The 23,027-nt window shown below is 64.6% G+C and carries 15 protein-coding genes; 10 read left to right on the forward strand and 5 right to left on the reverse strand.

Going from position 1 to position 23,027, the window contains the following annotated elements; all coding sequences use genetic code 11:
- The first annotated feature begins 147 nt into the window (after window positions 1-147).
- The 10 genes from ACP7EG_RS22495 (at window position 148) to ACP7EG_RS22540 (ending at window position 15,203) form a co-directional block, all read left to right on the forward strand.
- Window positions 148-2,523 (forward strand): M1 family metallopeptidase, encoded by a 2,376-nt coding sequence (locus ACP7EG_RS22495; protein WP_426089366.1) that lies wholly within the window; start codon window positions 148-150, stop codon window positions 2,521-2,523.
- The gene (locus tag ACP7EG_RS22500; RefSeq protein ID WP_426089367.1) at window positions 2,520-3,008 is read left to right on the forward strand and encodes a DUF6702 family protein; all 489 of its coding nucleotides are present in this window, start codon (window positions 2,520-2,522) and stop codon (window positions 3,006-3,008) included. Before ACP7EG_RS22495 ends, ACP7EG_RS22500 begins: the two co-directional genes overlap by 4 nt.
- A 6-nt stretch (window positions 3,009-3,014) precedes the next feature.
- Window positions 3,015-5,051, forward strand: a complete 2,037-nt coding sequence (locus tag ACP7EG_RS22505; RefSeq protein ID WP_426089368.1) for a TonB-dependent receptor — start codon at window positions 3,015-3,017, stop codon at window positions 5,049-5,051.
- 105 nt (window positions 5,052-5,156) lie between these two features.
- A complete protein-coding gene (locus ACP7EG_RS22510; RefSeq protein WP_099762349.1) occupies window positions 5,157-5,891 on the forward strand; it encodes a 2OG-Fe dioxygenase family protein in 735 nt (244 codons plus the stop codon).
- 142 nt (window positions 5,892-6,033) lie between these two features.
- Window positions 6,034-7,395, forward strand: a complete 1,362-nt coding sequence (locus ACP7EG_RS22515; RefSeq protein WP_071076027.1) for a hybrid sensor histidine kinase/response regulator — start codon at window positions 6,034-6,036, stop codon at window positions 7,393-7,395.
- A 261-nt stretch (window positions 7,396-7,656) separates the two neighbouring features.
- Window positions 7,657-8,385, forward strand: a complete 729-nt coding sequence (locus ACP7EG_RS22520) for a CerR family C-terminal domain-containing protein (protein WP_426089369.1) — start codon at window positions 7,657-7,659, stop codon at window positions 8,383-8,385.
- Complete coding sequence (locus ACP7EG_RS22525; protein ID WP_426089370.1) at window positions 8,382-9,797, forward strand: efflux transporter outer membrane subunit; 1,416 nt, start codon at window positions 8,382-8,384, stop codon at window positions 9,795-9,797. The genes ACP7EG_RS22520 and ACP7EG_RS22525 overlap by 4 nt, the downstream gene beginning before the upstream one ends.
- Before the next feature lie 13 nt (window positions 9,798-9,810).
- A complete protein-coding gene (locus tag ACP7EG_RS22530; RefSeq protein ID WP_426089371.1) occupies window positions 9,811-10,974 on the forward strand; it encodes an efflux RND transporter periplasmic adaptor subunit in 1,164 nt (387 codons plus the stop codon).
- 9 nt (window positions 10,975-10,983) lie between these two features.
- Window positions 10,984-14,100 (forward strand): efflux RND transporter permease subunit, encoded by a 3,117-nt coding sequence (locus ACP7EG_RS22535; RefSeq protein WP_116745397.1) that lies wholly within the window; start codon window positions 10,984-10,986, stop codon window positions 14,098-14,100.
- Window positions 14,101-14,231: 131 nt separating this feature from the next.
- Window positions 14,232-15,203, forward strand: a complete 972-nt coding sequence (locus ACP7EG_RS22540; RefSeq protein ID WP_426089372.1) for a hypothetical protein — start codon at window positions 14,232-14,234, stop codon at window positions 15,201-15,203.
- Between the two features lie 51 nt (window positions 15,204-15,254).
- Here ACP7EG_RS22540 and ACP7EG_RS22545 read toward each other — a convergent pair whose 3' ends face one another.
- From ACP7EG_RS22545 to ACP7EG_RS22565, 5 genes are all read right to left on the reverse strand, one after another.
- Window positions 15,255-15,995 (reverse strand): tetratricopeptide repeat protein, encoded by a 741-nt coding sequence (locus ACP7EG_RS22545; RefSeq protein ID WP_426089373.1) that lies wholly within the window; start codon window positions 15,993-15,995, stop codon window positions 15,255-15,257.
- A gap of 108 nt (window positions 15,996-16,103) precedes the next feature.
- Window positions 16,104-17,501 (reverse strand): efflux transporter outer membrane subunit, encoded by a 1,398-nt coding sequence (locus ACP7EG_RS22550; protein ID WP_426089374.1) that lies wholly within the window; start codon window positions 17,499-17,501, stop codon window positions 16,104-16,106.
- A complete protein-coding gene (locus ACP7EG_RS22555; protein WP_426089375.1) occupies window positions 17,498-18,673 on the reverse strand; it encodes an HlyD family secretion protein in 1,176 nt (391 codons plus the stop codon). Before ACP7EG_RS22555 ends, ACP7EG_RS22550 begins: the two co-directional genes overlap by 4 nt.
- Window positions 18,660-20,354, reverse strand: a complete 1,695-nt coding sequence (locus tag ACP7EG_RS22560; protein ID WP_426089376.1) for an MFS transporter — start codon at window positions 20,352-20,354, stop codon at window positions 18,660-18,662. The genes ACP7EG_RS22555 and ACP7EG_RS22560 overlap by 14 nt, the downstream gene beginning before the upstream one ends.
- 207 nt (window positions 20,355-20,561) lie before the next feature.
- Window positions 20,562-22,973, reverse strand: a complete 2,412-nt coding sequence (locus tag ACP7EG_RS22565) for a catalase (protein ID WP_426089377.1) — start codon at window positions 22,971-22,973, stop codon at window positions 20,562-20,564.
- Window positions 22,974-23,027 lie beyond the last annotated feature (54 nt).

A 23,027-nucleotide genomic window follows, 5' to 3' on the forward strand; every position in this document is an offset into this window, starting at 1 on the left:
CAAAATAAGGTAAAGCATCGCCCTGACAGCGCCAGGCAAAAGCTGGCGCAAAATCTGCCTTTCTTTATTACAAATCGATACAAGGACGCCCCCACCCTGCGTATAGAATAGTTGCCACTATTTCCTTACAACAACATCAGGGTGACCATGCGCATACCTTTCGGCTCCGTAGCCTCGTTGGCTCTGTGTTTTACCGTGTCGGCTTTCGCTGCCGAACCATTCGACGACAAGTTCCGCCAGCTCGAAGAAGTGCTGCCCACCCCGAACACCTACCGCACCGCCTCCGGCGCGCCGGGCCACGCCTACTGGCAGCAACGCGCCGACTACACCATCCGCGCCACCCTGGACGAAGCCAAACGCGAAATCGCCGGCAGCGGCAGCATCACCTACCATAACCAGTCGCCCGACACTCTCGGCTACCTGTGGCTGCAGCTGGACCAGAACATCTACAAGCCCGATTCCGACGCGCGCCGCATGGCCACGGCACCGTCGCGCCAGGCGTGGGCCAAAACGGCGGGCGACGAAACGATGAAGTTCGAAGGCTTGCGCGGCATGCTCGCGCGCGGCGACTTCCAGGGCGGCTTCCATATCCGCGCGTTAAAAGGCGCGGACGGCCAGCCTTTGAAATATGTTGTGAACCGCACCATGATGCGCATCGACCTGCCGCAGCCCCTGAAACCGGGCCAGGACTTCGTCTTCCAGATCGACTGGGATTACCGCATCAATGAACAGAAGGTACTGGGTGGTCGCGCCGGCTATGAAGTCTTCGACGACAAGAACGCCCTGTTCGAGGTGGCGCAGTGGTTCCCGCGCATGGCGGCCTATTACGACGCGGCCGGCTGGCAGCACAAGCAGTTCCTCGGCTCGGGCGAATTCACGCTGGAATTTGGCGACTACGACGTGCAGCTGACGGTTCCGGCCGACCATATCGTCGCCGCCACGGGTGCGCTGCAAAACCCGCAGGAGGTGCTCTCCGCCGTACAGCGCGAGCGCCTGGAAAAGGCCCGCAGCAGCGACATGCCCGTCGTCATCGTCACGCAAAAAGAGGCGGAGGCGGCCGAAAAATCCGTCAGCCGCGCGCAAAAGACGTGGCACTTCAAGGCGGCCAACGTGCGCGACTTTGCCTGGGCCTCGAGCCGCAAGTTCATCTGGGATGCGCAGGGCTACAAGAAGGGCGGCAGCGATGTGATGGCAATGTCCTACTATCCGAAAGAGGGCAATCCGCTGTGGGAAAAGTACAGCACGCAAGCCATCGTGCACACGATTGAACAGTACAACAAGTACAGCATAGCCTACCCGTACCCGACGGCCATTTCCGTCAACGGCCCCGTGGGCGGCATGGAGTATCCGATGATCTCGTTCAACGGCCCCCGTCCGGTGAAAGACAAGAAGACAGGCGAGCTGACGTATTCGAAGCGCACCAAGTATGGCTTGATCGGCGTGATCATCCACGAGGTGGGCCACAACTACTACCCGATGATCATCAACTCGGACGAGCGCCAGTGGACCTGGATGGACGAAGGCCTCAACACCTTCGTGCAATACCTGGCGCAGCAGGCATGGGAAGAGAACTACCCGGCCTCGCGCGGCGAGCCTCGCGAGATCGTCGACTACATGCGTAGCCGCGACCAGGTGCCCATCATGACGAACTCAGAATCGCTGCTGCAGTTCGGTAACAACGCCTACGCCAAGCCGGCGGCGGGCCTGAACATCCTGCGCGAAACCATCCTCGGACGCGAACTGTTCGACTACGCGTTCAAGGAATATGCGCAGCGCTGGAAGTTCAAGCGCCCCACGCCCGCCGACTTTTTCCGCACCATGGAAGACGCCTCCGGCACGGACCTGGACTGGTTCTGGCGCGGCTGGTTTTATACCACCGACCCGGTCGACATCAGCATCGACGGCATCAGCGAATATGGCGTGAGCTCAAAAGATCCGGCAACGGAAAAAGCCTGGAAAAAGGCGCAGAAGGACGCCCAGCCGGAATCGGTCACGAGCCGCGCCAACAAGGGCATGCCGCGCCGCGTCGATGCGCATCCGGAACTGAAGGATTTCTACAACCAGCACGACGATTTCACAGTGACCAACAAGGACCGCAACGCCTATGCCGAAGCGCTGGCCGCCCTGGAACCGTGGGAAAAGGACTTGCTGAAACAGGGCAAACACCTGTACCTGGTCGACCTGTCGAACCTGGGCGGCATGGTCATGCCCCTGATCCTCGAGATCGAACTGAAAAGCGGCAAGAAGTACGTCGAGCGCGTGCCGGCCGAAGTGTGGCGCTACTCGCCGAAGAAAATCACCAAGGTCGTCATCACCGATGAACCGATGGTGGGCCTGGTGCAGGACCCGTACTGGGAAACGGCCGACATCGACACCAGCAACAATAGCTGGCCGAGAAAGATCACGCCATCGCGCCTGGAACTGTTCAAGAGCGAAAAATCGCCCAAAGATAACCTGATGCGCGACTTTCATACTCCGTTGAAAAGCAAGAACAGCGGTTCGGACAAAGGCGACGAGGCGTGAAGCGCTGGCGCCTCCTCGCGGCAAGCCTGCTGGCCTGCGCCAGCATGGCCGCTGGCGCCCATAACTTCCACATGGGGATCGCCGACATCAGCTATAACGCGGCCAGCGGCAGCACCGAAGTAGTGCACACCTACACGGGCCATGACGTCGAGGCGCTGCTGACAAATCTGTACCAGCGTCGCTTCGACCTGGGCCAGGAAGACAGCGAAGCGGCCCTGCGCCGCTATGTGGAAAAACAGTTTTATCTCGTGGCGCCGGACGGCAAGCGATTGCGCCTGAACTGGGTCGGCATGAAGGTCAATGCCGACAATGTGGTGATCTTCCAGGAGATCGAACGCACGCGCCTGGCGCCCGCCACGCGCATCCACAACCAGCTGCTGATCGACTTCCTGCCCAGCCAGCGCAATACCCTCAACGTGCAGGACAGCGGCAGCATCCAGACGCTGATTTTCGACCACCAGAACACGGAACTGCCGATCCGGTAGGCCACCATGAAGCCACGCTATCATCCCCTGCTCCTCGCCGCCCTGTTTTCCGCCACCGCCGCCCACGCCGACGACATCTTCCAGCGCGTGCTGGTCGACGGTTCGCGCCTGAACCAGCTGGGCGTGGCCGATTCGGCCAACGCGGGCAGCGTCACGCAACAGCAGCTCGACGCGCGCACCAGCTACCGGCCCGGCGAATTGCTCGAAGCCGTGCCGGGGCTGATCGTCAGCCAGCATAGCGGCGAGGGCAAGGCCAACCAGTTCTACCTGCGCGGCTTCAACCTCGACCACGGCACGGACTTGCGCACCAGCGTCGACGAGATGCCCGTCAACCAGCGCAGCCATGGCCACGGCCAGGGCTGGACGGACCTGAACTTCCTGATCCCCGAACTGGCCATGCGCCTCGATTACAAAAAGGGCCCGTATGCGGCGGCGCAAGGCGATTTTTCCTCGGCGGGAGCGGCCTCCATCGTCTACGCGAACCGCCTGACGCAGGGCATCGCCAGCGCGGGCATCGGACAAAACGGCTTTCGCCGCGCCCTGCTGGCCGATACACTCGATGCGGGTGACGGCAGCCTGCTGTACGCGCTCGAAGCGCAGCATAACGATGGTCCGTTCACGCAGCCGGACCGCTACCGCAAGCTCAATGGCGTGCTGCGCTACAGTCAAGGCTATGCCAACAACGGTTTCAACGTCACGGCCATGGCGTACGACGCCAGTTGGCATGCCACCGACCAGATTCCGCTGCGCGCCGTGCAGGACGGCACCTTGGGCCGCTTCGACGCCATCGATGCCAGTGACGGCGGCAAGGCGCAGCGCTACAGCCTGTCGGGCGCCTGGCGCCAGACCACGGACGACGTGTCGTCCAGGGTCAGCGCGTATGTGATCGCCAACCGCCTGGCCCTGTTCTCGAATTTCACGTATGCGATGGACGACCCGGTCAACGGCGACCAGTTCGCCCAGCCCGACCGGCGCGTGACGGCCGGCCTCGATGCCAGCCACACCTGGCACCGCCACACGGACAGGGGCAGCAGCGACACCACCATCGGCGTGCAGCTACAGAACGACAATATCCACAATGGCCTGTACCACACGCGCCAGCGCCAGATCGTGTCGACCACGCGGCAAGACCATATCGTAGAAACCAGCATCGGCGTATATGCCGAAAACAGCACGCGCTGGTCGCGGTCGCTGCGCACAGTGGCCGGCCTGCGCGCGGACGCCTACCGCTTCGATGTGCGCAGCGACCGCGCCACCAATTCGGGCCAGGCCAGCGACCATTTGTTCAGCCCCAGCCTGAGCGTGATCGCCGGCCCATGGCGCGACACGGAAGCGTACTTCAACATTGGCAATGGCTTCCACAGCAACGACGCGCGCGGCGCGACGATCACGGTCGACCCGAAGACGGGCGAGGCGGCCGACAAGGTCACGCCCCTGGTGCGCTCGCGCGCCCTGGAACTGGGTTTGCGCAGCGCCGCCATCGCCGGCCTGCAAACCTCGCTGTCGCTGTACCGCCTGGACTTCGATTCCGAGCTGCTGTTCATCGGCGACGCCGGCGCCACCGAAGCGGGCCGCCCCAGCCGCCGCTACGGCATCGAGTTTTCCAGCTACTACAAGGCGGCCAGCTGGCTGTCGCTGGACCTGGACCTGGCCTATGCGCGGGCGCGCTCGCGCGGCAGCGATCCGGCGGGCGACTTCATTCCCGGCGCCATCGAAGGCGTGGCCCAGCTGGCCATGACGCTGACGCCGCGCGGGCCATGGTCAGGCTCTTTGCGCCTGCGCTACTTCGGCCCGCGCCCCCTGATGGAAGACAACAGCGTGCGCTCGTCGGCCAGCGTGGGCTTGAACGGGCGCCTCGCCTACCAGATCGACAAGACCTTGCGCGTGGAGCTCGAAGGCTACAACCTGGCCAACCGGCGCGACTCGGCCATCGATTACTACTATGCCTCGCGCCTGCCCGGCGAGGCGCAGCCGGTCGACGATATCCACTTCCATCCGGTGGAATCGCGCTCGCTGCGCCTGACCCTGGTAAAGAATTTTTAACTCGGCAAGCATAATTCCTGGCGGACGTAACACAAGAGTCGCCGCGAAGTCGTAGAATGCCAGGCTGGATAAACTGAGACAGGCCGCGTTCCGGCCCGCACCGCCATGAGCACTTCCGCACCGATCTTTACCGACCCGTCCCACGTCAAGGACGCCTTGCGCGATGACGGCTATGCCGTCCTGCGCCCGCAGGACGTGGCCGCGCTGGCCGGCTGCCCGCTGGCCGCGCTGCGCGCGCTCGAACCGAGCTGGAATACCCTGGCGCTGGACAATTACCTGAAAGATGGCGGCCGCTATCGCCGCCGGCGCCACTCGTGCTTCGTGCAGGATGGCGCGCGCCTGACGCAGACGGCGCACCGCCCGCACTGGCAACCGGTCGAATACAACGCCCTGCACGGCGGCATGCACCGCCTGTTCGAGCCGGTCGAGCCGGCCATCGTCGCGCAGCCAGCCTGGCAACAGCTGATCCGCGCGCTGGGCGACGCCTGCTCGCAGGTGAAGGGCAGCCAGCCGTGGTTCATCGAGGCGCACCAGTTTCGCATCGATACGACCGATGGCATCGGCCGCCCCACGCCGGAAGGCGCGCACCGCGACGGCGTCGATTTCGTCGCCGTGCTGCTGATAGGACGCGAACAGGTCAAGGGCGGCGAGACGCGCATCTTCGAAGCCAATGGCCCCAACGGCAAGCGCTTTACCCTGACCGAGCCATGGTCGCTGCTGCTGCTCGACGATGCAGCGGTGATCCACGAATCGACGCCGATCCAGCCCATCGGCGAACATGGCCACCGCGATACGCTCGTGCTGACGTATCGCGCGGGCCAGTTCCAGGGCGAGAATTAACCGTTGGCCACAGCATTCCCTGTGGCCAAAATAGTTACTTGTAAGTTACTTTTGCAGACCTAAATCCGATATAGTCACAGGATGTCGATATTGCGCGCTCACCGCGCCCAGCATCACCACACTGAAATTCTAGGAGAGGTCTGTGGACTCCAACAACCAAATCAAGCCTGACGAAATCGAGATCCTGATCGTCGAGGACAGCCCGACCCAGGCGGAGCGATTGCGCCGCCTGATCCAGTCGCTGCACTACAACGCGCGCGTGGCGGCGAATGGCCAGCTGGCCCTGGCCGCCATCCGCGAGCGCAAACCGCACCTGGTGCTGTCCGATATCGTCATGCCTGAAATGAATGGCTACGACCTGTGCCGCGCCATCAAGTCCGATCCGACCCTGCGCGATATTCCCGTGATCCTCGTCACCTCGCTCAACGACCCGAAGGACATCATCCGCGGCATCGAATGCGGCGCCGACAATTTCATCCGCAAGCCGTATGCGGAAGACTACCTGCTCAACCGCATCAGCCACATGCTGATGAACCAGAAGCTGCGCAAGAACCAGAATGTGGAAATCGGCATCGCCCTGTACCTGGGCGACCAGAAGCACTTCATCAATGCGGAGCGCCAGCAAATCCTCGATTTGCTCATTTCCACGTATGAACAGGCGGTGCAGGTCAACGGCGAACTGCAGGCGCGTGAACGCCAGGTGATCGAATTGAACATGCGCCTGGCGCACCATGCGGCCGAACTGGAAACCATCAACCGCGAAATCGCCCTGAAAAACCTGGAACTGGCTGAGGCGAGCCGCATGAAGTCCGCCTTCATCGCAAATATGTCGCATGAACTGCGCACGCCGCTGAACGCCATCATCGGGTTTACCGGCGCACTGCTGATGAAACTGCCCGGCCCCCTGACGTCCGACCAGGACAAGCAACTCAATACCATCCGCGCCAGCGCGCGCCATCTGCTCTCCTTGATCAACGACATTCTCGACGTGGCCAAGATCGAGGCGGGCAAGCTGACCCTGTCGATCGAGCCCGTGCACTGCCAGGAGCTGATGGCCGAAGTGGCCGACACCTTGCGCCCCCTGGCCCAGCAAAAAGGCCTGGCGCTGGAAATGGCACTGGGCGAAGCGGGCCAGCCGCCCGCCATCATCGACACGGACCGCCGCGCGCTGACACAAATCCTCATCAACCTGCTCAATAACGCCATCAAGTTCACGGAACAGGGCACGGTGCGCATCAGCCTGTCCCAGCGCGAAGAAGACGGCGTGCTGGTGACGGAAATGAGCATCGCCGACAGCGGCGCCGGCATCAAGGAAGAAGACCAGGCCAAGCTGTTCCAGGCCTTCTCGCAGCTCGATTCCACCTCCACGCGCCACGTGGAAGGCGCGGGACTGGGCCTGTACCTGTGCCAGAACCTGGCCAACGCCATCGGCGGCGCCCTGTTCTTCAATAGCGACTACGGCTCCGGCAGCACGTTTACCTTGGCCCTGCGCAGCAAGCCCTGATTCGGGTGCGCCGCAGCATAAATCTGGATTTCTTGCCATCTAACGTAGATCGATACCGTAGTTCTACGGTATTGCACTGCACCATTTTCAGCGCTATAGTGGAACTGTCTCCTCCAATTCGTTCTCCGAACATTGGATTCAGCCCGCGCTAGTACGCGGGCTTTTTTTTGCCTGCGTTTTTCACGCATCTTCATCTTTCCTTAACTAAATCAATCGATTTAGTTATATCAATCGTTTAAGATATGTAATTAAATCTCCGGCATGATTGAAAAATACATTCCCCATACATCGCATGCCGACGACGGACGCAAGCCCCGTTCCGACGGCGAGCAGTCGCGCGAGCGGCTGCTGCACAGTGCCATCCGCCTGTTTGCCGAGCAAGGCTACGCCAAAACGTCCACGCGCGAACTGGCGCAGGCGGCCGGCACCAACGCAGCCGCCATCAGCTACTATTTTGGCGACAAGGCGGGCCTGTACCGCGCCGCCTTCTCCCATCAATTATCTGATCCACAAGACAATATCGCCCTGTACGAGCAGCCCCATTTCACCCTGCGCCAAAGCCTGGAAGGCTTTTATGCGCAATTGCTCGCGCCCATGCAGCAGGGAGAAATCGCGCGCGACTGCATGCGCCTGTGGTGCCGCGAGATGCTCGAACCGACGGGCCTGTGGGCACGCGAGGTCGACCAGAACATCCGTGCCGAACACGAGGCGCTCGCGCGCGTGCTGGCACGCCACCTGGGCGCGCCCGACAACAGCGACGACATCCACCGCCTGGCGTTTTCCATCGCCTCGCTGGCCCTGCAGCACATGGTGGGCGCCGAGGTGCTGCAAACCTTGCGTCCGCAACTGCTGGAATCGCCGCACGCCATCGACACCTGGCTGGCGCGCATGACCGACTACGCGCTGGCCATGGCTGACGTGGAGCGCCGGCGCCTGGCCCTTCCTTCCTCTCCCCTCACCACTCAACGACAAGCAGAAGGACCAGCATGACGACTATTCGATGCACCGTTCAACGCGCCCTGGCCGCCAGCATCGTGCTGGCGCTGGGCGGCTGCGCCCTGCAAGGGCCGCCCGCAGCGGTGGCAGCCAGCGCACCCGCCCAGTGGCAGGCGCCGCTGCCGCATAACGGCAAGCTGACGGACCTGGCCAGCTGGTGGCAGGGCCAGGGCGATAGCCTGCTGGTGGAATTGATCACCGATGCGCAGCAGGTCAGCCCCACCATCGCCGCCGCCGGCACGCGCATCGTGCAGGCGCGCGCGGACAGCATCGCCAGCGGCGCCGCGCTGGCGCCCAAGCTCGATGCGACCGGTAGCGTGGTGCGCACCAGCCAGCAATCGGCCCAGCCCAGCGGCACCACCTCGCAGGCCGCCTTGCAAGCGTCATGGGAAATCGATGTATTTGGCGCCAACCGTGCCACGCGCGATGCAGCGCAGGAGCGCTACGACAGCGCCCGGGCGGGTTGGCATGAGGCCCGCGTCTCGGTCGCCGCCGAAGTGGCGAACCAGTACTACGCCTTGCGCACCTGCCAGCAACTGCAGGCCGTGGCCGAACAGGATGCCGTCTCGCGTCGCGACTCGGCACGCCTGACGGAACTGAGCGCCGGCGCCGGCTTCCAGCCGCCCGCCAACGTCGCCCTGGCCCGCGCCAGCGCCGCCGAAGGCGCCAGCCGCGCCATCGAACAGCGCGCCGCCTGCGATGTGAATGTCAAGGCGCTGGTGGCCCTGTCGGCCCTGCCGGAAGAGACGCTGCGCCAGAAGCTGGCGACCAGCCCCTTTGTTGCGCCCTCGCCCGTTGCGATTGCGCAACTGCCGGCGCAAACCCTGGGCCAGCGTCCCGACATTTACAGCGCCGAACGCGAAGTAGCAGCGGCCAGCTTCGAAGTGCGCGGCGCCCAGGCGCAGCGCTACCCGCGTCTGAGCCTGGCCGGCGCCATCGGCAAAGGCAATATCCGCGCTGGCGGCACCAGCATCACGGCCAGCACCTGGAGCATCGGTCCGCTGGCCGTCAGCCTGCCCATCTTCGACGGTGGCACCCGCCGCGCCCAGGTCGATGCAGCCACGGCGCGCTACGACGAAGCGGTGGTGAAGTACCGCGCCGGCGTGCGCCAGGCCGTGCGCGAAGTGGAAGAAGCCTTGGTCAACCTGGCCAGCACGGACGAGCGCAGCGGCCACGCGAAAACGGCCCTGGAAGGCTACCGCGTGTCGTTCGTCGCCACCGAAGACCGTTACAAGAATGGCCTGGCCAGCCTGATCGAACTGGAAGACGCGCGCCGCACGCGCCTGGCCGCCGAAAACACCGTGGTCAACCTGGAGCGCGAACGCAGCGCCGCCTGGGTAGCGCTGTACCGCGCCGCCGGTGGCGGCTGGAACAGCAGCAACGCCATCGCCAACAATGCCCCCTGACGGATACGACAACATGAAAAAAATGACCTTGAAACCGATGGCGCTCGCGCTGGCCGCCCTTTGCGTGGTGCTGGGCGCTGGCGTGGCCCTGTACTCCCCTTCCTCCACGGCGGCCGACGATGCCAAGGACAAGAACGCGGCACCAAAGCCTGCGCTCACCGTCACCACGGCCAAGCCGCAAACGGCCAGCCTGCCCATCAAGCTGAAGGCCAACGGCAACGTGGCCGCCTGGCAGGAAGCCGTCATCGGCAGCGAATCGAACGGCTTGCGCCTCACCGACGTACGCGTCAACGTGGGCGACGTGGTGCGCGCCGGCCAGGTGCTGGCCGTGTTCTCGAACGACACGGTGAACGCCGACGTGGCGCAGGCGAAAGCGGCGGTGCTGGAGGCGGAAGCGAATGCCGCCGAAGCGGCCGCCAACGCGCAGCGCGCCCGCTCGCTGCAAAGCACGGGCGCCATCAGCGCGCAGCAGATCAGCCAGTACCTGACGGCCGAACAGACGGCCAATGCACGCATCGCGTCCGCCAAGGCGCAGCTGGCGTCGCAGCAGCTGCGCCTGAAATACACGCAGGTGGTGGCGCCCGACAGCGGCATCATCTCCTCGCGCTCGGCCACCGTCGGTTCCGTCGTGGGTGCCGGCACGGAGCTGTTCCGCATGATCCGCCAGGGCCGCCTCGAATGGCGCGCCGAAGTGACGGCCACCGAGTTGCTGAACCTGAAACCGGGCACCCTGGCGCAAGTCAAGGCGGCCAATGGCAGCGTTTTGACGGGCAAGGTGCGCATGATCGCCCCTACCGTCGATCCGCAGACGCGTTCCGCCCTCGTGTATGTGGACCTGCCGGCAAGCAGCGGCAACAATGCGCCGTTCAAGGCCGGCATGTACGCCAGCGGCGAATTTGAACTGGGCACCTCGGGCGCGCTGACGGTGCCGCAGCAGGCCATTGCCGTGCGCGATGGCTTCAGCTATGTCTTCCGCCTGAATGCCGACCAGCGGGTCAGCCAGATCAAGGTGCAGGCCGGACGGCGCCTGAGCGACCGCATCGAGATTGTAAGCGGCATCACGGCCGACACGACGATTGTCGTCAGCGGCGCCGGCTTCCTCAATGACGGAGATTTGGTCCGTAATGTGAAAACCCCGGTTCAGACGCCGGTGGCTGCACCGGCAGCGAAAAAGTAAGGAGAGGCCATGAACTTTTCCTCCCTCTCGATCAAGAATCCGATCCCGGCCATCATGCTGTTCGCGCTGCTGACCCTGGCCGGCCTGCTGGCCTACAAGGCCAATCCGGTGCAGGATTTCCCTGACATCGAACTGCCTATCGTCACCGTCAGCGCGGTGTTGCCGGGCGCCGCGCCGGCCCAGCTGGAAACGGAAGTGGCGCGCAAGATCGAAGACTCCGTCGCCACCTTGCAAGGCGTGAAGAACATCTACACCAAGGTGCTCGATGGCGTCGTCACGGTGACCGTTGAATTCATCCTGGAAAAGCAGATCGCCGAAGCCGTCAACGATGTGCGCGACGCCGTCGCCCGCGTCAAGGCGGACATGCCGGCCGAGCTGCGCGACCCCACCGTCACCAAGGCGTCCACCGCCGGGCGCGTGGTACTGACCTTTATCGCCACGGCAAAACCCGGTGTCGATAATCCGCTCGACTCGCCCGACCTGTCCTGGTTCGTCGACAACACGGTGGCCAAGCGCCTCTTGACAGTGCCCGGCGTAGGCGCCGTTACCCGCGTGGGCGGCGTCTACCGCGAGATCCAGGTGGAGCTCGACGAGGCACGCATGGCCGCATTGAAAGTGTCGGCCCTCGACGTCTCGCGCCAGCTGCGTCTGGTGCAGCGCGAAGCGCCTGGTGGCCGGGGCGACATCAGCGGCGCCGAGCAGTCGGTGCGCACCATCGCCACCGTCAAGACGGCCGATGAACTGTCGCGCGTGGAAGTGCCGCTGCCGGATGGACGCCATGTGCGCCTGGACCAGGTGGCCACCGTGCGCGACACGGTCGCCGAACCGCGCGCGCTGGCCGAGCAGGATGGCAAGACGGTCGTCGCTTTCGAGGTGTTCCGCACCAAGGGCGCCAGCGAAGTGGCCGTCGCCAAGGGCGCACGCGACGCCATCGCCGACCTGCAGAAGGAAAACCCCAACGTGGTGCTGCAGCAGTCGATCGACAATGCCTTCCCCGTCGAGGAAAACTTCGAAGGCTCGATGGAGCTGCTGTACGAAGGCGCGCTGCTGGCGGTGCTGGTGGTGTGGTGGTTCCTGCGCGACTGGCGCGCCACCCTGGTGGCCGCAGCCGCCCTGCCCCTGTCGGTGATGCCGGCTTTCCTCGGCATCTACTGGTTCGGCTACACGCTCAATACCGTCACCCTGCTGTCGCTGGCGCTGGTCGTCGGCGTGCTGGTCGACGACGCCATCGTGGAAATCGAAAACATCGAGCGCCATCTGCGCATGGGCAAGTCGCCCATGCAAGCGGCCATGGAAGCGGCCGACGAAATCGGCATGGCGGTGATCGCCACCACCTTCGCGCTGGTGGCCGTGTTCCTGCCGACGGCCTTCATGAGCGGTATTCCCGGTCTGTTCTTCAAGCAGTTCGGCTGGACGGCCGTGCTGGCCGTGCTGGCTTCCCTGGTGGTGGCGCGCCTGCTCACGCCGATGATGGCCGCCTACATATTGAAACCGCTGCCGCACAAGGAAGAACAGGATGGCTGGCTGATGACGCGCTACCTGCACGTGATGCGCTGGTGCCTGAACCACCGCGGCGTCACGGCCATCGCTGCGGCCCTGTTCTTTGTCGGCGCCATCCTGCTGGTGCCGCTGCTGCCGACGGGCTTCGTGCCGGCCGCCGACCGCGCGCAAACGCAGATCAATCTGGAACTGCCGCCCGGTTCCACCCTGGCCGAAACGCAGGCCGTGGCAGCCATGGCGCGCGACGCGGCCATGCAGACGCCTGGCATCAAGGGCGTCTTCAGTTCGATAGGCGGCGGCTCCAGCGGCGATGCCTTCGCCCCCGGCGCGGCGGCCGAGGCGCGCCGCGCCGTGCTGACCCTGACCACCGTGCACCGCACCGAACGCAAGGAATCGATGGCGGGCCTGGAAACGCAGCTGCGCCACAAGCTCGATACGATACCTGGCGCCCGCTTCACGGTGGGGCCGCCCGACACTGGCGTCAAGATGCAGCTGGTGCTGCGTTCGGAAGACCCCGTGGCGCTGATGGCGGCGGCGCAAAAGGTCGAGCGCGAGCTGCGCGGCCTGAAAGGCATCGGCAACGTCAATTCCAGCGCCTCGCTGGTGCGCCCTGAAATCATCGTGCGTCCCGATTTTGCCAAGGCGGCAGACCTGGGCGTGACGGCGGCAGCCATCGGCGAGACGGTGCGCGTGGCCACGGCCGGCGACTACGATACGGACCTGACGAAAATGAACCTGCCCGAACGGCAAGTGCCGATCCGCGTCAAGCTGCCCAACAGCGTGCGCGCCGACCTGGCCGCCATTGAGCGCCTGAGCGTACCCGGCAAGAATGGTCCCGTGCGCCTGGCGAACGTGGCCAGCGTGACGATGGAAAGCGGCCCGGCACAGATCGACCGTTTGAACCGCAGCCGCAACGTGACACTCGACGTGGAACTCGGTTCGCGCACCCTCGGCGAATTGAATGAAGAAGCGCGCGCGCTGCCATCGATGAAGAATTTGCCGCCTTCCGTGAAGATCGCCGAACTGGGCGACGCGCAGGAAATGGCTTCGCTGTTTGCCAGCTTCGGCCTGGCCATGCTGATCGGCGTGCTGTGCATCTACTGCGTGCTGGTGCTGCTGTTCAAGGACTTCATGCAGCCGGTGACCATCCTGGCGGCGCTGCCGCTGTCGATCGGCGGCGCCTTCGTGGCGCTGCTGATCACCGGCAGCGCGCTGTCGATGCCGTCGATGATCGGCCTGATCATGCTGATGGGGATCGTCACCAAGAACTCCATCCTGCTGGTCGACTATGCGATCCTGGCGCGTCAGGCCGGCATGAACCGCTTCGATGCACTGGTCGACGCCTGCCACAAGCGCAGCCGGCCCATCCTGATGACGACGATTGCCATGGGCGCCGGCATGATGCCGCTGGCGCTGGGCTGGGGTGCCGATCCGAGCTTCCGTTCGCCGATGGCCATCACCGTCATCGGCGGCCTGATCACCTCGACTTTATTGAGCCTGCTGGTGGTGCCGGCCGTCTTCACCTATATCGACGACCTCGAGCACCTGCTCAAGCGCGGCATGGCGAAACTGCGCCGCCAGAAGGCCCCGCTGCGGCGCGATGACAGGGCGGCGCTGGAAAAATAAGCACCGCCATTGTTTGCAAAATCGCCCCCTGCGGGCAAGGAAGCGAGGGACCGGCCGCCAGGCCGCGCTCCCTCGCTTCCATCTATCTGGCATACTGCGCCCATTCTCCATGAACGCAATCTGCCCTGCCTATGAATTACCGCACTCCGCTCGTCCTGCTAATGGTATCCGCACTGCTCGGCGCCTGTTCGGACAAGACCACCCCCGCCAGCGCCGACCTGGCAGCTGACATGGTAGCCGATGTCCCCGCCGCCGCTGCCGATACGGCATCGGCCGAACACGTGCCGCCACCGGCCGCCACCGCGCCCAAGACGGAAGAGATGAACACGCCGCAGGCGCGCAAGCGCGAGGCGGGCATGATGCGTGCCGTCTTTGGCAAGGACTACCGCGGCGACAGCGACGATGCGCTGGCCGACCTGTCCGATCCGGACAACCATGTCGACAAACTCAGTTATGTCGTCAGTGCCGTCAGCCACAGGCTGCTGCCCGATGGCCGCGCCATCCTGGTGGCGAATGCGGAAACGGCCAACACGGAAGGCACGGCAGAATCGGCGCACGCCTCGTCGGGACTGTTGAACGTCTTTTTCCTGGCCCCCAAGGGCCAGCCGGAAGACGGCCAGTGGCAAGTCGTGAAACGGCTGGAAAACATCGCCGCCCTGGGCTCGTCGGGACAACTCGGTGAAGTGCACTGGGTCATGCTGGGTGCGAACAAGCCGGGACTGGCGATCCGCCACGGCTATACGGGCCAGGGTTACACCATCACGCAACTGGCCCTGTTTGAAATCGGCGACGGCAAGGTGACCGCGCTCGATGGCGGCATCGACCTGTACTCGGACAATATGGGCGCCTGCACGCCGGACATGGACGAGTGCTGGATGGTCGATGGCAAGTGGCGCTTCGCCACGGCGCGCAACGGTGGCGCCTACGACGACTTGCTGATCGACTTCACGGGCGCATCCGAAAAGATCAAGCCCGGCGTTACGGTCAAACCGGACCAGGACCCGCCGCGCATCGCCACGCCCTTGAATGGCCATGCGCGTTATGCCTTCGATGGCAAGGGATATAAATTAATTGAAGGGAAAAATACGGTGCCTGGCGTGTAATGGGGCCAGCACCGGGGTCAGACCCGCCGGGTCTGACCCCACGCAAGCCAGCTATTTGCGTGCCGCTTCCAGGCGCGCCAGCAGCGGCGCATACATCGAGCGCGTATGGCTGCTCCAGCGGGCCATGGCGCTGTCGATATCGAGCAGCAGGCGTTCCGACAACACCTTGTCGCCCTGCTGCAGCGCCCAGATCGCGTACTCGGCGCGGCAGTCGAAGCTGTTGTAGCGCGTCAGCGCGTCGTCGAATTCCGCCTTCGCTTCCACCTGGCGCCCGCTTTGCGCCAGCGCACGCGCCGTCAGCAGCGACACCATCTCGGGACGGAAATGCATATCCGTGCGGCGAATGAATTCCAGGTGCGTCAAGGCCTCGGCGCCACGCGCGCATTCCAGGTAGGCGCGTGCCGCGCCCAGGCGAATTTCCAGGTCAGATGAAAACGCTCCCCGCAGGCAGGCTTCATACGTCGATGCCGCTTCCTGCGCATCGCCCGCTTCGAGCAGCGCGCTGGCCAGGCGCATCTGGTTTTGCGCCGTCGGCGTGTACTCGAAGGCGGCCTTCGCCTCACGCAATTCCCGATTCGGATCGAGCACCTGCACGGCTACCGAAGCGACCTTGCGCGCACCTTGCGGCAGGCGCGAATTGGGCAGGTAAATGGCGAAGAAATACACCACGCTGCCCAGCAGCGGGAACATGAATAAAATGAGCAGCCAGTACAGCTGCTGCCCGTTGCGCACCACGTGAATCGCAAAAAATACCGCGATCAGGATATGGATGCCTATGCCAAAAATCGTCATGCTGCGACCTCGTTCGTTCGTGATGGGAGCCGCTGGCACCATGCCGCCGCTTTCCCTGGTCAGAATATTACACTGGCCGCGTCAAACGGCCGCGCCAGGCACGCTGGCCTATTGCACCTTGGCCGACCAGCCGCCACCCATGGCCCGGTACAGGTCTACCGAAGCGACGAGGATGCGCGTCTTCAGCTGCAGCAGCCCCACGTCGGCGCTGTACAGGGTGCGCTGGGCATCGAGTTCTTCCAGGTACGAGGCGTAGCCATTGCGGTAGCGGTTGTGCGCGATGCGCAGGGTGTCCGCCGCCGTGGCGCGGCGCGCGTCGTTTTCCACGGCTTGCTGCTGCAGCCGGTAGATGGCGCCCAGGCTGTTCTCCGTTTCGGCGAAAGCATTGCGCACCACGTTTTCATACGTGTACACGAGCTGGTCGCGCTGTGCGCCGGCCGCATCCGTCTGCGCCTGCACGCGCCCGCCGTCGAACAGGGGGCCGGCCGCCAGCGCCGTCAGGCGCCACAGGGCCGTCGGCGCATGCAGGAAATCGGTGAGCGTTGTTGCTTGCCCGCCGCCCGCCGCCGTCAGCTTGAACGAGGGCAGCAGCTGGTCGCGCGTGGCCGCCAGGCTGGCGTTGGCGGCCGCCAGATTGTGTTCCGCGCGCGCGATGTCGGGCCGCCGGCGCAACAGTTCGGACGGCAGGCCGGCAGGCACGCCCGGCGCCGCCAGCTCGGCCAGCGGCAAGCCGCGCGCGATGGCGCCAGGATTGCCGCCGACGAGGATCGCCAGCGCGTTTTCCTGTTCAAAGATCTGCCGCTGCAGCTGCGGCACCTGCTCGGCCGCCGCATGGTATTCCGATTGCGCCTGCAGCCATTCCAGGCGGGAGCTGTAGCCCACCTCGAACTGCTTGCGCGCCAGCTCGCGCGATTGTTCGCGCAGCTGCAGGGTCGATTGCGTCAGCGCCAGCTGCGCGTCGAGTCCCCGCAGATTCAGGTAACTCGTCGCCACGCTGGCGGCGATCGACAGGGCCGCCGCATCGAGACTGGCCTGTTCGGCGCGGTAACTCTCGCCGGCTGCGTCGCTCAGATTGCCCAGCCGGCCCCACACGTCGATTTCATAGCTGGCCTGCAGTTCGGCCTGGAAGACATTCGTCACATACGGCACGCCGCTCGACGCCAGGGTGCGCGTACGCGTGGGCGAACCGTCGAACGCCAGGTTGGGCGCGCGGTTCGCATCGGCCTGCGCCAGGCGGGCGCGGTATTCCTGCACGCGGGCGCGCGCCACGCGCAAGTCGCCATTGCGCGCCAGCGCTTCGCCCACCAGATCACTTAAAACGGGATCGCCGAAGGCTTGCCACCACAGCTGTTCCACCTGTGTACCAGGCGCGGACACTGCGCCGCCCTCGCCTGGCGCGCGCCAGCCGGCCGGCAGTTGCAGGGCCGATGCGGGCTGCGGTGGCGCGTTGGCGGCGCAGCCCGCCAGCGCCAGCGCGCCGGCCATCAGCCATACGCGGCGCTTCATGGCTTGGCTTTCTTTGGCGCAGGCGGAGGCGCGGGATTGTCCGCCGAGTCATTCAGCACGGCGGACGTGTCGACGCTGACCACCACCGACATGCCCGGCACGAGCCGGCGCGCATTCGCCTGCCCCGCATCGATGCGGATACGCACGGGAATGCGCTGGGCAATTTTGAGGTAGTTGCCCGTCGCGTTATCGGCCGGCAGCACGGAAAATTCGGAACCGGTGGCCGGCGAGATGCGCTCCACCTGGCCCGTCAGCACGGCACCGTCAAGCGCGTCGACGTGGAAGGTGGCGCTCTGCCCTTCCTGCACGCCGTTCATCTGCGTTTCCTTGAAATTGGCGATCACCCACATCTGGCGCGGCACCAGCGCCATCAATTGCGCGCCCGAATTCACGTACGCGCCCTGACGCACCGTCACCTGGCCCAATTGTCCATCGGATGGCGCCACGATGCGCGTGTTATCGAGGTCGATCTTCGCCGCCTTGACGGCCGCCTGCGCGTTCGCCACGGCCGCTTCCAAGGCCTGCCTGTTGACCACCACGCTATGCACGCTTTGCTGGGCGATGTCGAGATTGGCGCGCGCCTGCGCTAGCGCCGCCGCCATCTGCGCCTGCGTGGCGCGCGACTGGTCGTGTTCGCGCTGCGACAGCGAACCGTCAGCCACCAGCTGCTCCACGCGATTCAAATCGGCGCTGGCCTTGCGCGCCTGCGCTTCCGCGTTGGCCAGTGCCGCCTCGCTGACGGAAATACCCGCCTGCGCGCTGGCCTTCTGCTGTGCCCAGTTCGACAGCGCCGCCTGCTGCGCCGCCAGCTGGGCCTGTGCCTGCTCGTAGCGCTGCTGGTAGATACGGTCATCGATGCGCACCAGCAGTTGCCCTTCCTTCACATCCATGAAATCCTGCACCGTCACTTCCACCACATAGCCGGACAGCTGCGTGCCGATGATGGTCACCTGCCCGCGCACGGTGGCGTTTTCCGTCGTCACGATGGGGCTGGTGAACGGCGGCAAACGCCACGCATACAGCACGATCAGCACGCCCACCAGGGCCACGGCGGCAAAGGCCAGCGCGGACAGCCACTGGTGGCGCCGGTCCGGCTGCGCCATGGAAGGGGCGGCGGGTGCGGGTGCGAGTGCGGTGGGAGGTGCTGGCGGTGTAGTGTTATTTTCTGTCATTGCTCGGTTCCGAATTGGTAATGGGGACGATGGCCATGGCCGTCTGCGCATCGCGCACGGGGCCGACCAGGCGACGTGCGCCGGTGGTGATGCGGGTCCAGGACTGGCTGACCAGCATCCAGATCAGGGTGGCGATGGCGACGCCGGCGATCATCAGAAAGACGTCGTTGTAAGCGAGCACATTGGCTTCGCGCGTGGCGATGGCGCCCAGGCGCGCCACGCCCTGGGCGCTGCGCAGGGCCGGGTCCATCAAGACATCGCCGTAGCTTGCGGCGCCCGACTGCACGCGCGCGGCCACCTGCGGATCGAGCATGGTCAGGTGCTCGACCAGGTAACTGGAATGGTATTTTTCGCGCGCCGTCTGGATGGTGCCGACGATGGCCGAACCAAGAAGGCCACCCAGGTTCTGCGTCATGGTGAACATCACGGAAAAACTCACCAGGTTGCGCGGTTCGGCGATCACGGCACCCATGCCGGCCACCATGGTGGGGCCGAGAAAATACGTGCCGCCAAAGGCCAGCAGGAACTGGCTGACATACATGTTGACGGGGCGCGTCTGGCTGGTGGCGTGCGCGTCGATCAGGGCGCCGGCAGCGATCAGCAGCAGCGCGAACATCAGCGAACGATTCAGGGTCGCCGGATGGATCGTCAGCGCGCTGACCACCAGGCCTGCCACGCTACCCAGCAGGACCACGATGAACAGGTGCTGCATCTGGTCCGTGTTCAAGCCCAGCGCCTGCAGGAAGCCGACGGCCCCCGTCGACTCGGACAGCACGATGCGAAACAGCAGCACCGATAAAAACAGCTTGGCGATCTTGCCCGTGGTGAGCCAGCGCGTATTGAGCAGCGGGCGCGCGCGATTATGCTCGATGGCCAGCGAGGCGGCGATCAGCACGATGGAACACGCCAGGCACACACCCACCCACTCGGACTCCATCCACCACGCCGTGCGCCCCTGCGCCAGCACGGCGCACAGCAGGGCCACGCCGGGCGCGAACAAAATAAAGGTGAGGAAGTCGAGCGGCTCGAACGTCTGCACGCGGTCGCCGGGTGGCAGTTTCAGGGCCAGCACGCAGCCCAGCGCCAGCAGGGCCAGTCCCAGTTCGAACAGGTACAGGCCATGCCATTCGCCTATCTGCAGCAGTTCGGAAGTGAAGATGCGCGCCAGCGGCAAGGCCAGCTGGGCAAAGCCCAGGCCCAGAACCACGCCCTTCAGGCGGTGCCGCGCGGGAAACGCCTGCAAGGTGTAGTAAAGGCCAAGCACGCCCAGCGCGCCGCCCACCATGCCATGCGCGGCGCGCACGGCGATCGCCGACGGCAAGGTATTCGCATACAAGTGGGCGAACGTCACCAGCGCATACAGCACCAGGAATGCTTCCGTAAACAGGCGCAGGCCGAACTGCTGGCGGAACTTCACCAGCAGCAGATTCATGGAGACGATGGTCATCACGTAGGCGGCCGGCAGCCATTGCATCTGGTAGGCATAGGCGGCCAGCGAACCTTGCAGGTTCAGCAAATTGGCCGTCACCAGGCCGTTGCCCAGCCCCCCCGTCAGCGCGACGATCAGGCCGACGATGAAATACGCGACACGCTTGGGCGTCGAATGTTCGGGCATCGATGGCGACCCGGGCAAGGTCGGGCGTTCGCCCGGCCCCCAGGTGCGAGGTGTGTACTTGTCCATGCGGTAATCGCGATCCGGTTTGCTGAAGCCGTTCTTTGCTGGTGTTATAGAAATAGTTGCAAATGAACAGTTCTAGTCAGCAGCATATCACCGCAGGACGTTTTTATTGTTTACATTGTTGCATGGCGTTGCGCATGCTGCGCAAACAGGGTAAGCAACGGGACCGGCAGGGGCCGGCCGATCCCGCCCCTGCCCTGATGCAGCCACTTACACCCGGGGCGGGTCCGTTTCGCGCGCGAATGCCCGGTGCGCCGCCAGCGCCTTTTTAAAGGCCGCCACCGCTTTCACCACGTCGCTGGACGGTGCGACGATGACGGCGGGATCCGGCTTGCCATCGGGCAGGGTCGCCGGCACGCCAGCCTTGTCCAGCAAGCCCTTGCCCGCGCCGATGGCCAGCAGCGGCTTGCAGTGGCGGTACTGCAGGCGCAGGAAGTCGAGCGCGTTGGCGTCTTCGCCCAGTTGCTGCACGGCGCCCTGGCCGTCGGCAAGCACGACGGCGTCGAACAGCACGGACGGTCCCGCTTCGAGCGAGATTTCCACGTCGAGCGGCGCACCGCCGCTGGTGTCGACCCGGCCAAGCTGGCTGCCCACCAGACGCGGCACGGCGCCATCGGCCAGCAACGCGGCATAGATATTGCGCACCTGTGCGCCATCACTGCCCGGCCCCACCAGGATGGCCACGCGCAGGGTATGGATGCCCGTCTTGCCGGGCCGGAAAAAGAGCGACAGCGCTGGCGACGGCGCATACGCGGGCAGCGGCTGCAGGGAGGCGCGCGGCATGGCCGGCGGCAGCGCCAGGCCCAAGGCATCGGCCAGGTCCTGCGCCAGGGTTTCGTCGACATTGCACAGCATGGCGACGATGCGCTGGCGGATCACCACCGTCTGCACCTTGCTCAGTTCAAAGCGGAACGCGTGCACAATGTGCTCTTGTTCGATAGGCGTCTGGCTGATCCAGAACAGGCGCGCCTGGCCATAATGCTCGGCGAATTTCTCGGGCTTGCCGCGAACCTTGTCGCCTTCGGCGGAGGCGGGAAAACTGTTGAAACCCTTCGCGCCTGCCTGAAACGGGCAGCCTCCCGCCAGCGAATTGGGCTCGTACGCCACCCGGCCACGGTTGATGGCCTGGCGGTGGATGCCGTCGCGCTGGTTGTTGTGCAGGGGCGCCAGCGGCGCATTGATGGGAATTTCATGAAAATTGGCGCCGCCCAGGCGCGTGATCTGCGTGTCCACATACGAGTGGATGCGCCCCTGCAGCAGCGGGTCGTTACTGAAATCGATACCGGGCACGATGTGCGCCGTGCAAAAGGCCACCTGCTCCGTCTCGGCAAAAAAATTGTCCGGGTTACGGTTCAAGACCATCTTGCCGACGGGAACCAAAGGCACCAGCTCTTCGGGGATCAGTTTGGTGGGATCGAGCACGTCGAAGGGGAACGCTTCGGCCTGCGCTTCCGTGAAGACCTGGAAGGCCAGTTCGTATTCGGGATACTCGCCGCACTCGATGGCTTCCCACAGGTCGCGCCGGTGGAAATCGGAATCGGCGCCGCTGATCTTGACGGCTTCGTCCCATACGAGCGAATGCGTGCCGGCCATGGGCGACCAGTGGAATTTGCAGAACACGGATTGGCCCTTGGCATTCACCAGACGGAAGGTGTGCACGCCGAAGCCCTGCATCATCCTATAACTGCGCGGGATGGCACGGTCGGACATGGCCCACATCAGCATGTGCGTGATTTCCGGCGACAGCGAAGCGAAATCCCAGAAGGTGTCGTGCGCACTGGCCGCCTGCGGCATGCCATTGTGCGGCTCGGGCTTGACGGCGTGGATCAGGTCGGGGAATTTCATCGCATCCTGGATGAAGAAGACGGGGATGTTATTGCCCACCAAATCCCAGTTGCCCTCGTCCGTATAAAACTTCACGGCAAAGCCGCGCACGTCGCGCGCCGTGTCGGTGGAACCGCGTTCACCGGCCACGGTGGAAAAGCGGACGAAGACGGGCGTGCGCTTGCCCGCCTTGGCGAACAGCGCCGCGCGCGTATGCTTGCTTTGCTCCTTGTAGCATTCGAAGTAACCGTGGGCGGCCGAACCGCGCGCATGCACGACGCGCTCGGGGATGCGCTCATGGTCGAAATGCGTGAGCTTTTCACGCAAAATAAAATCTTCCATCAGGGTGGGACCGCGCAAGCCCGCCTTCAGCGAATTCTGGTTGTCGCCCACGGGCACGCCCTGGTTGGTCGTCAGTACGCAGCCGCTGTCGTCGCTGCGGGCGCCATCGAGGGAAGCGTTACGCGCGTTCTCGCCCAGCACGGGCTGGCCATCGCCCGTCTTCGCAGAAGGTATCGTTTCGCCCGCAGTGCTGGCCGTGGCCAGCGGTTCGCCCGCTGCCACATGCACGCCTTCGGCCGGCGTGCGCGCCGCCTCGCCGTACTGGCCGTCCTCCTTGGGATTGACGGCCATGGCGGCGGCCAGCTGCTGGCTGGCGGCCGTTTTTTGCAGCAGCGCACGAGTCACGTCATTGTCCGCGCCCAGGCTGTGCGGCGCATTGCTGTCGGATGGGCCGCACATGCTGCTCAAGATGGAACCCGCACCGTCCGTGGACGGCGTTTTCTTGGTGGTAGCCATTACATCTCCTGTGAGTAGTTTGCCCCGGGAAGTAACGCTACAACTCCCTCATTC

The sequence above is a fragment of the Janthinobacterium sp. PSPC1-1 genome, assembly GCF_049897625.1.
GTDB lineage: Bacteria > Pseudomonadota > Gammaproteobacteria > Burkholderiales > Burkholderiaceae_D > Janthinobacterium > Janthinobacterium tructae.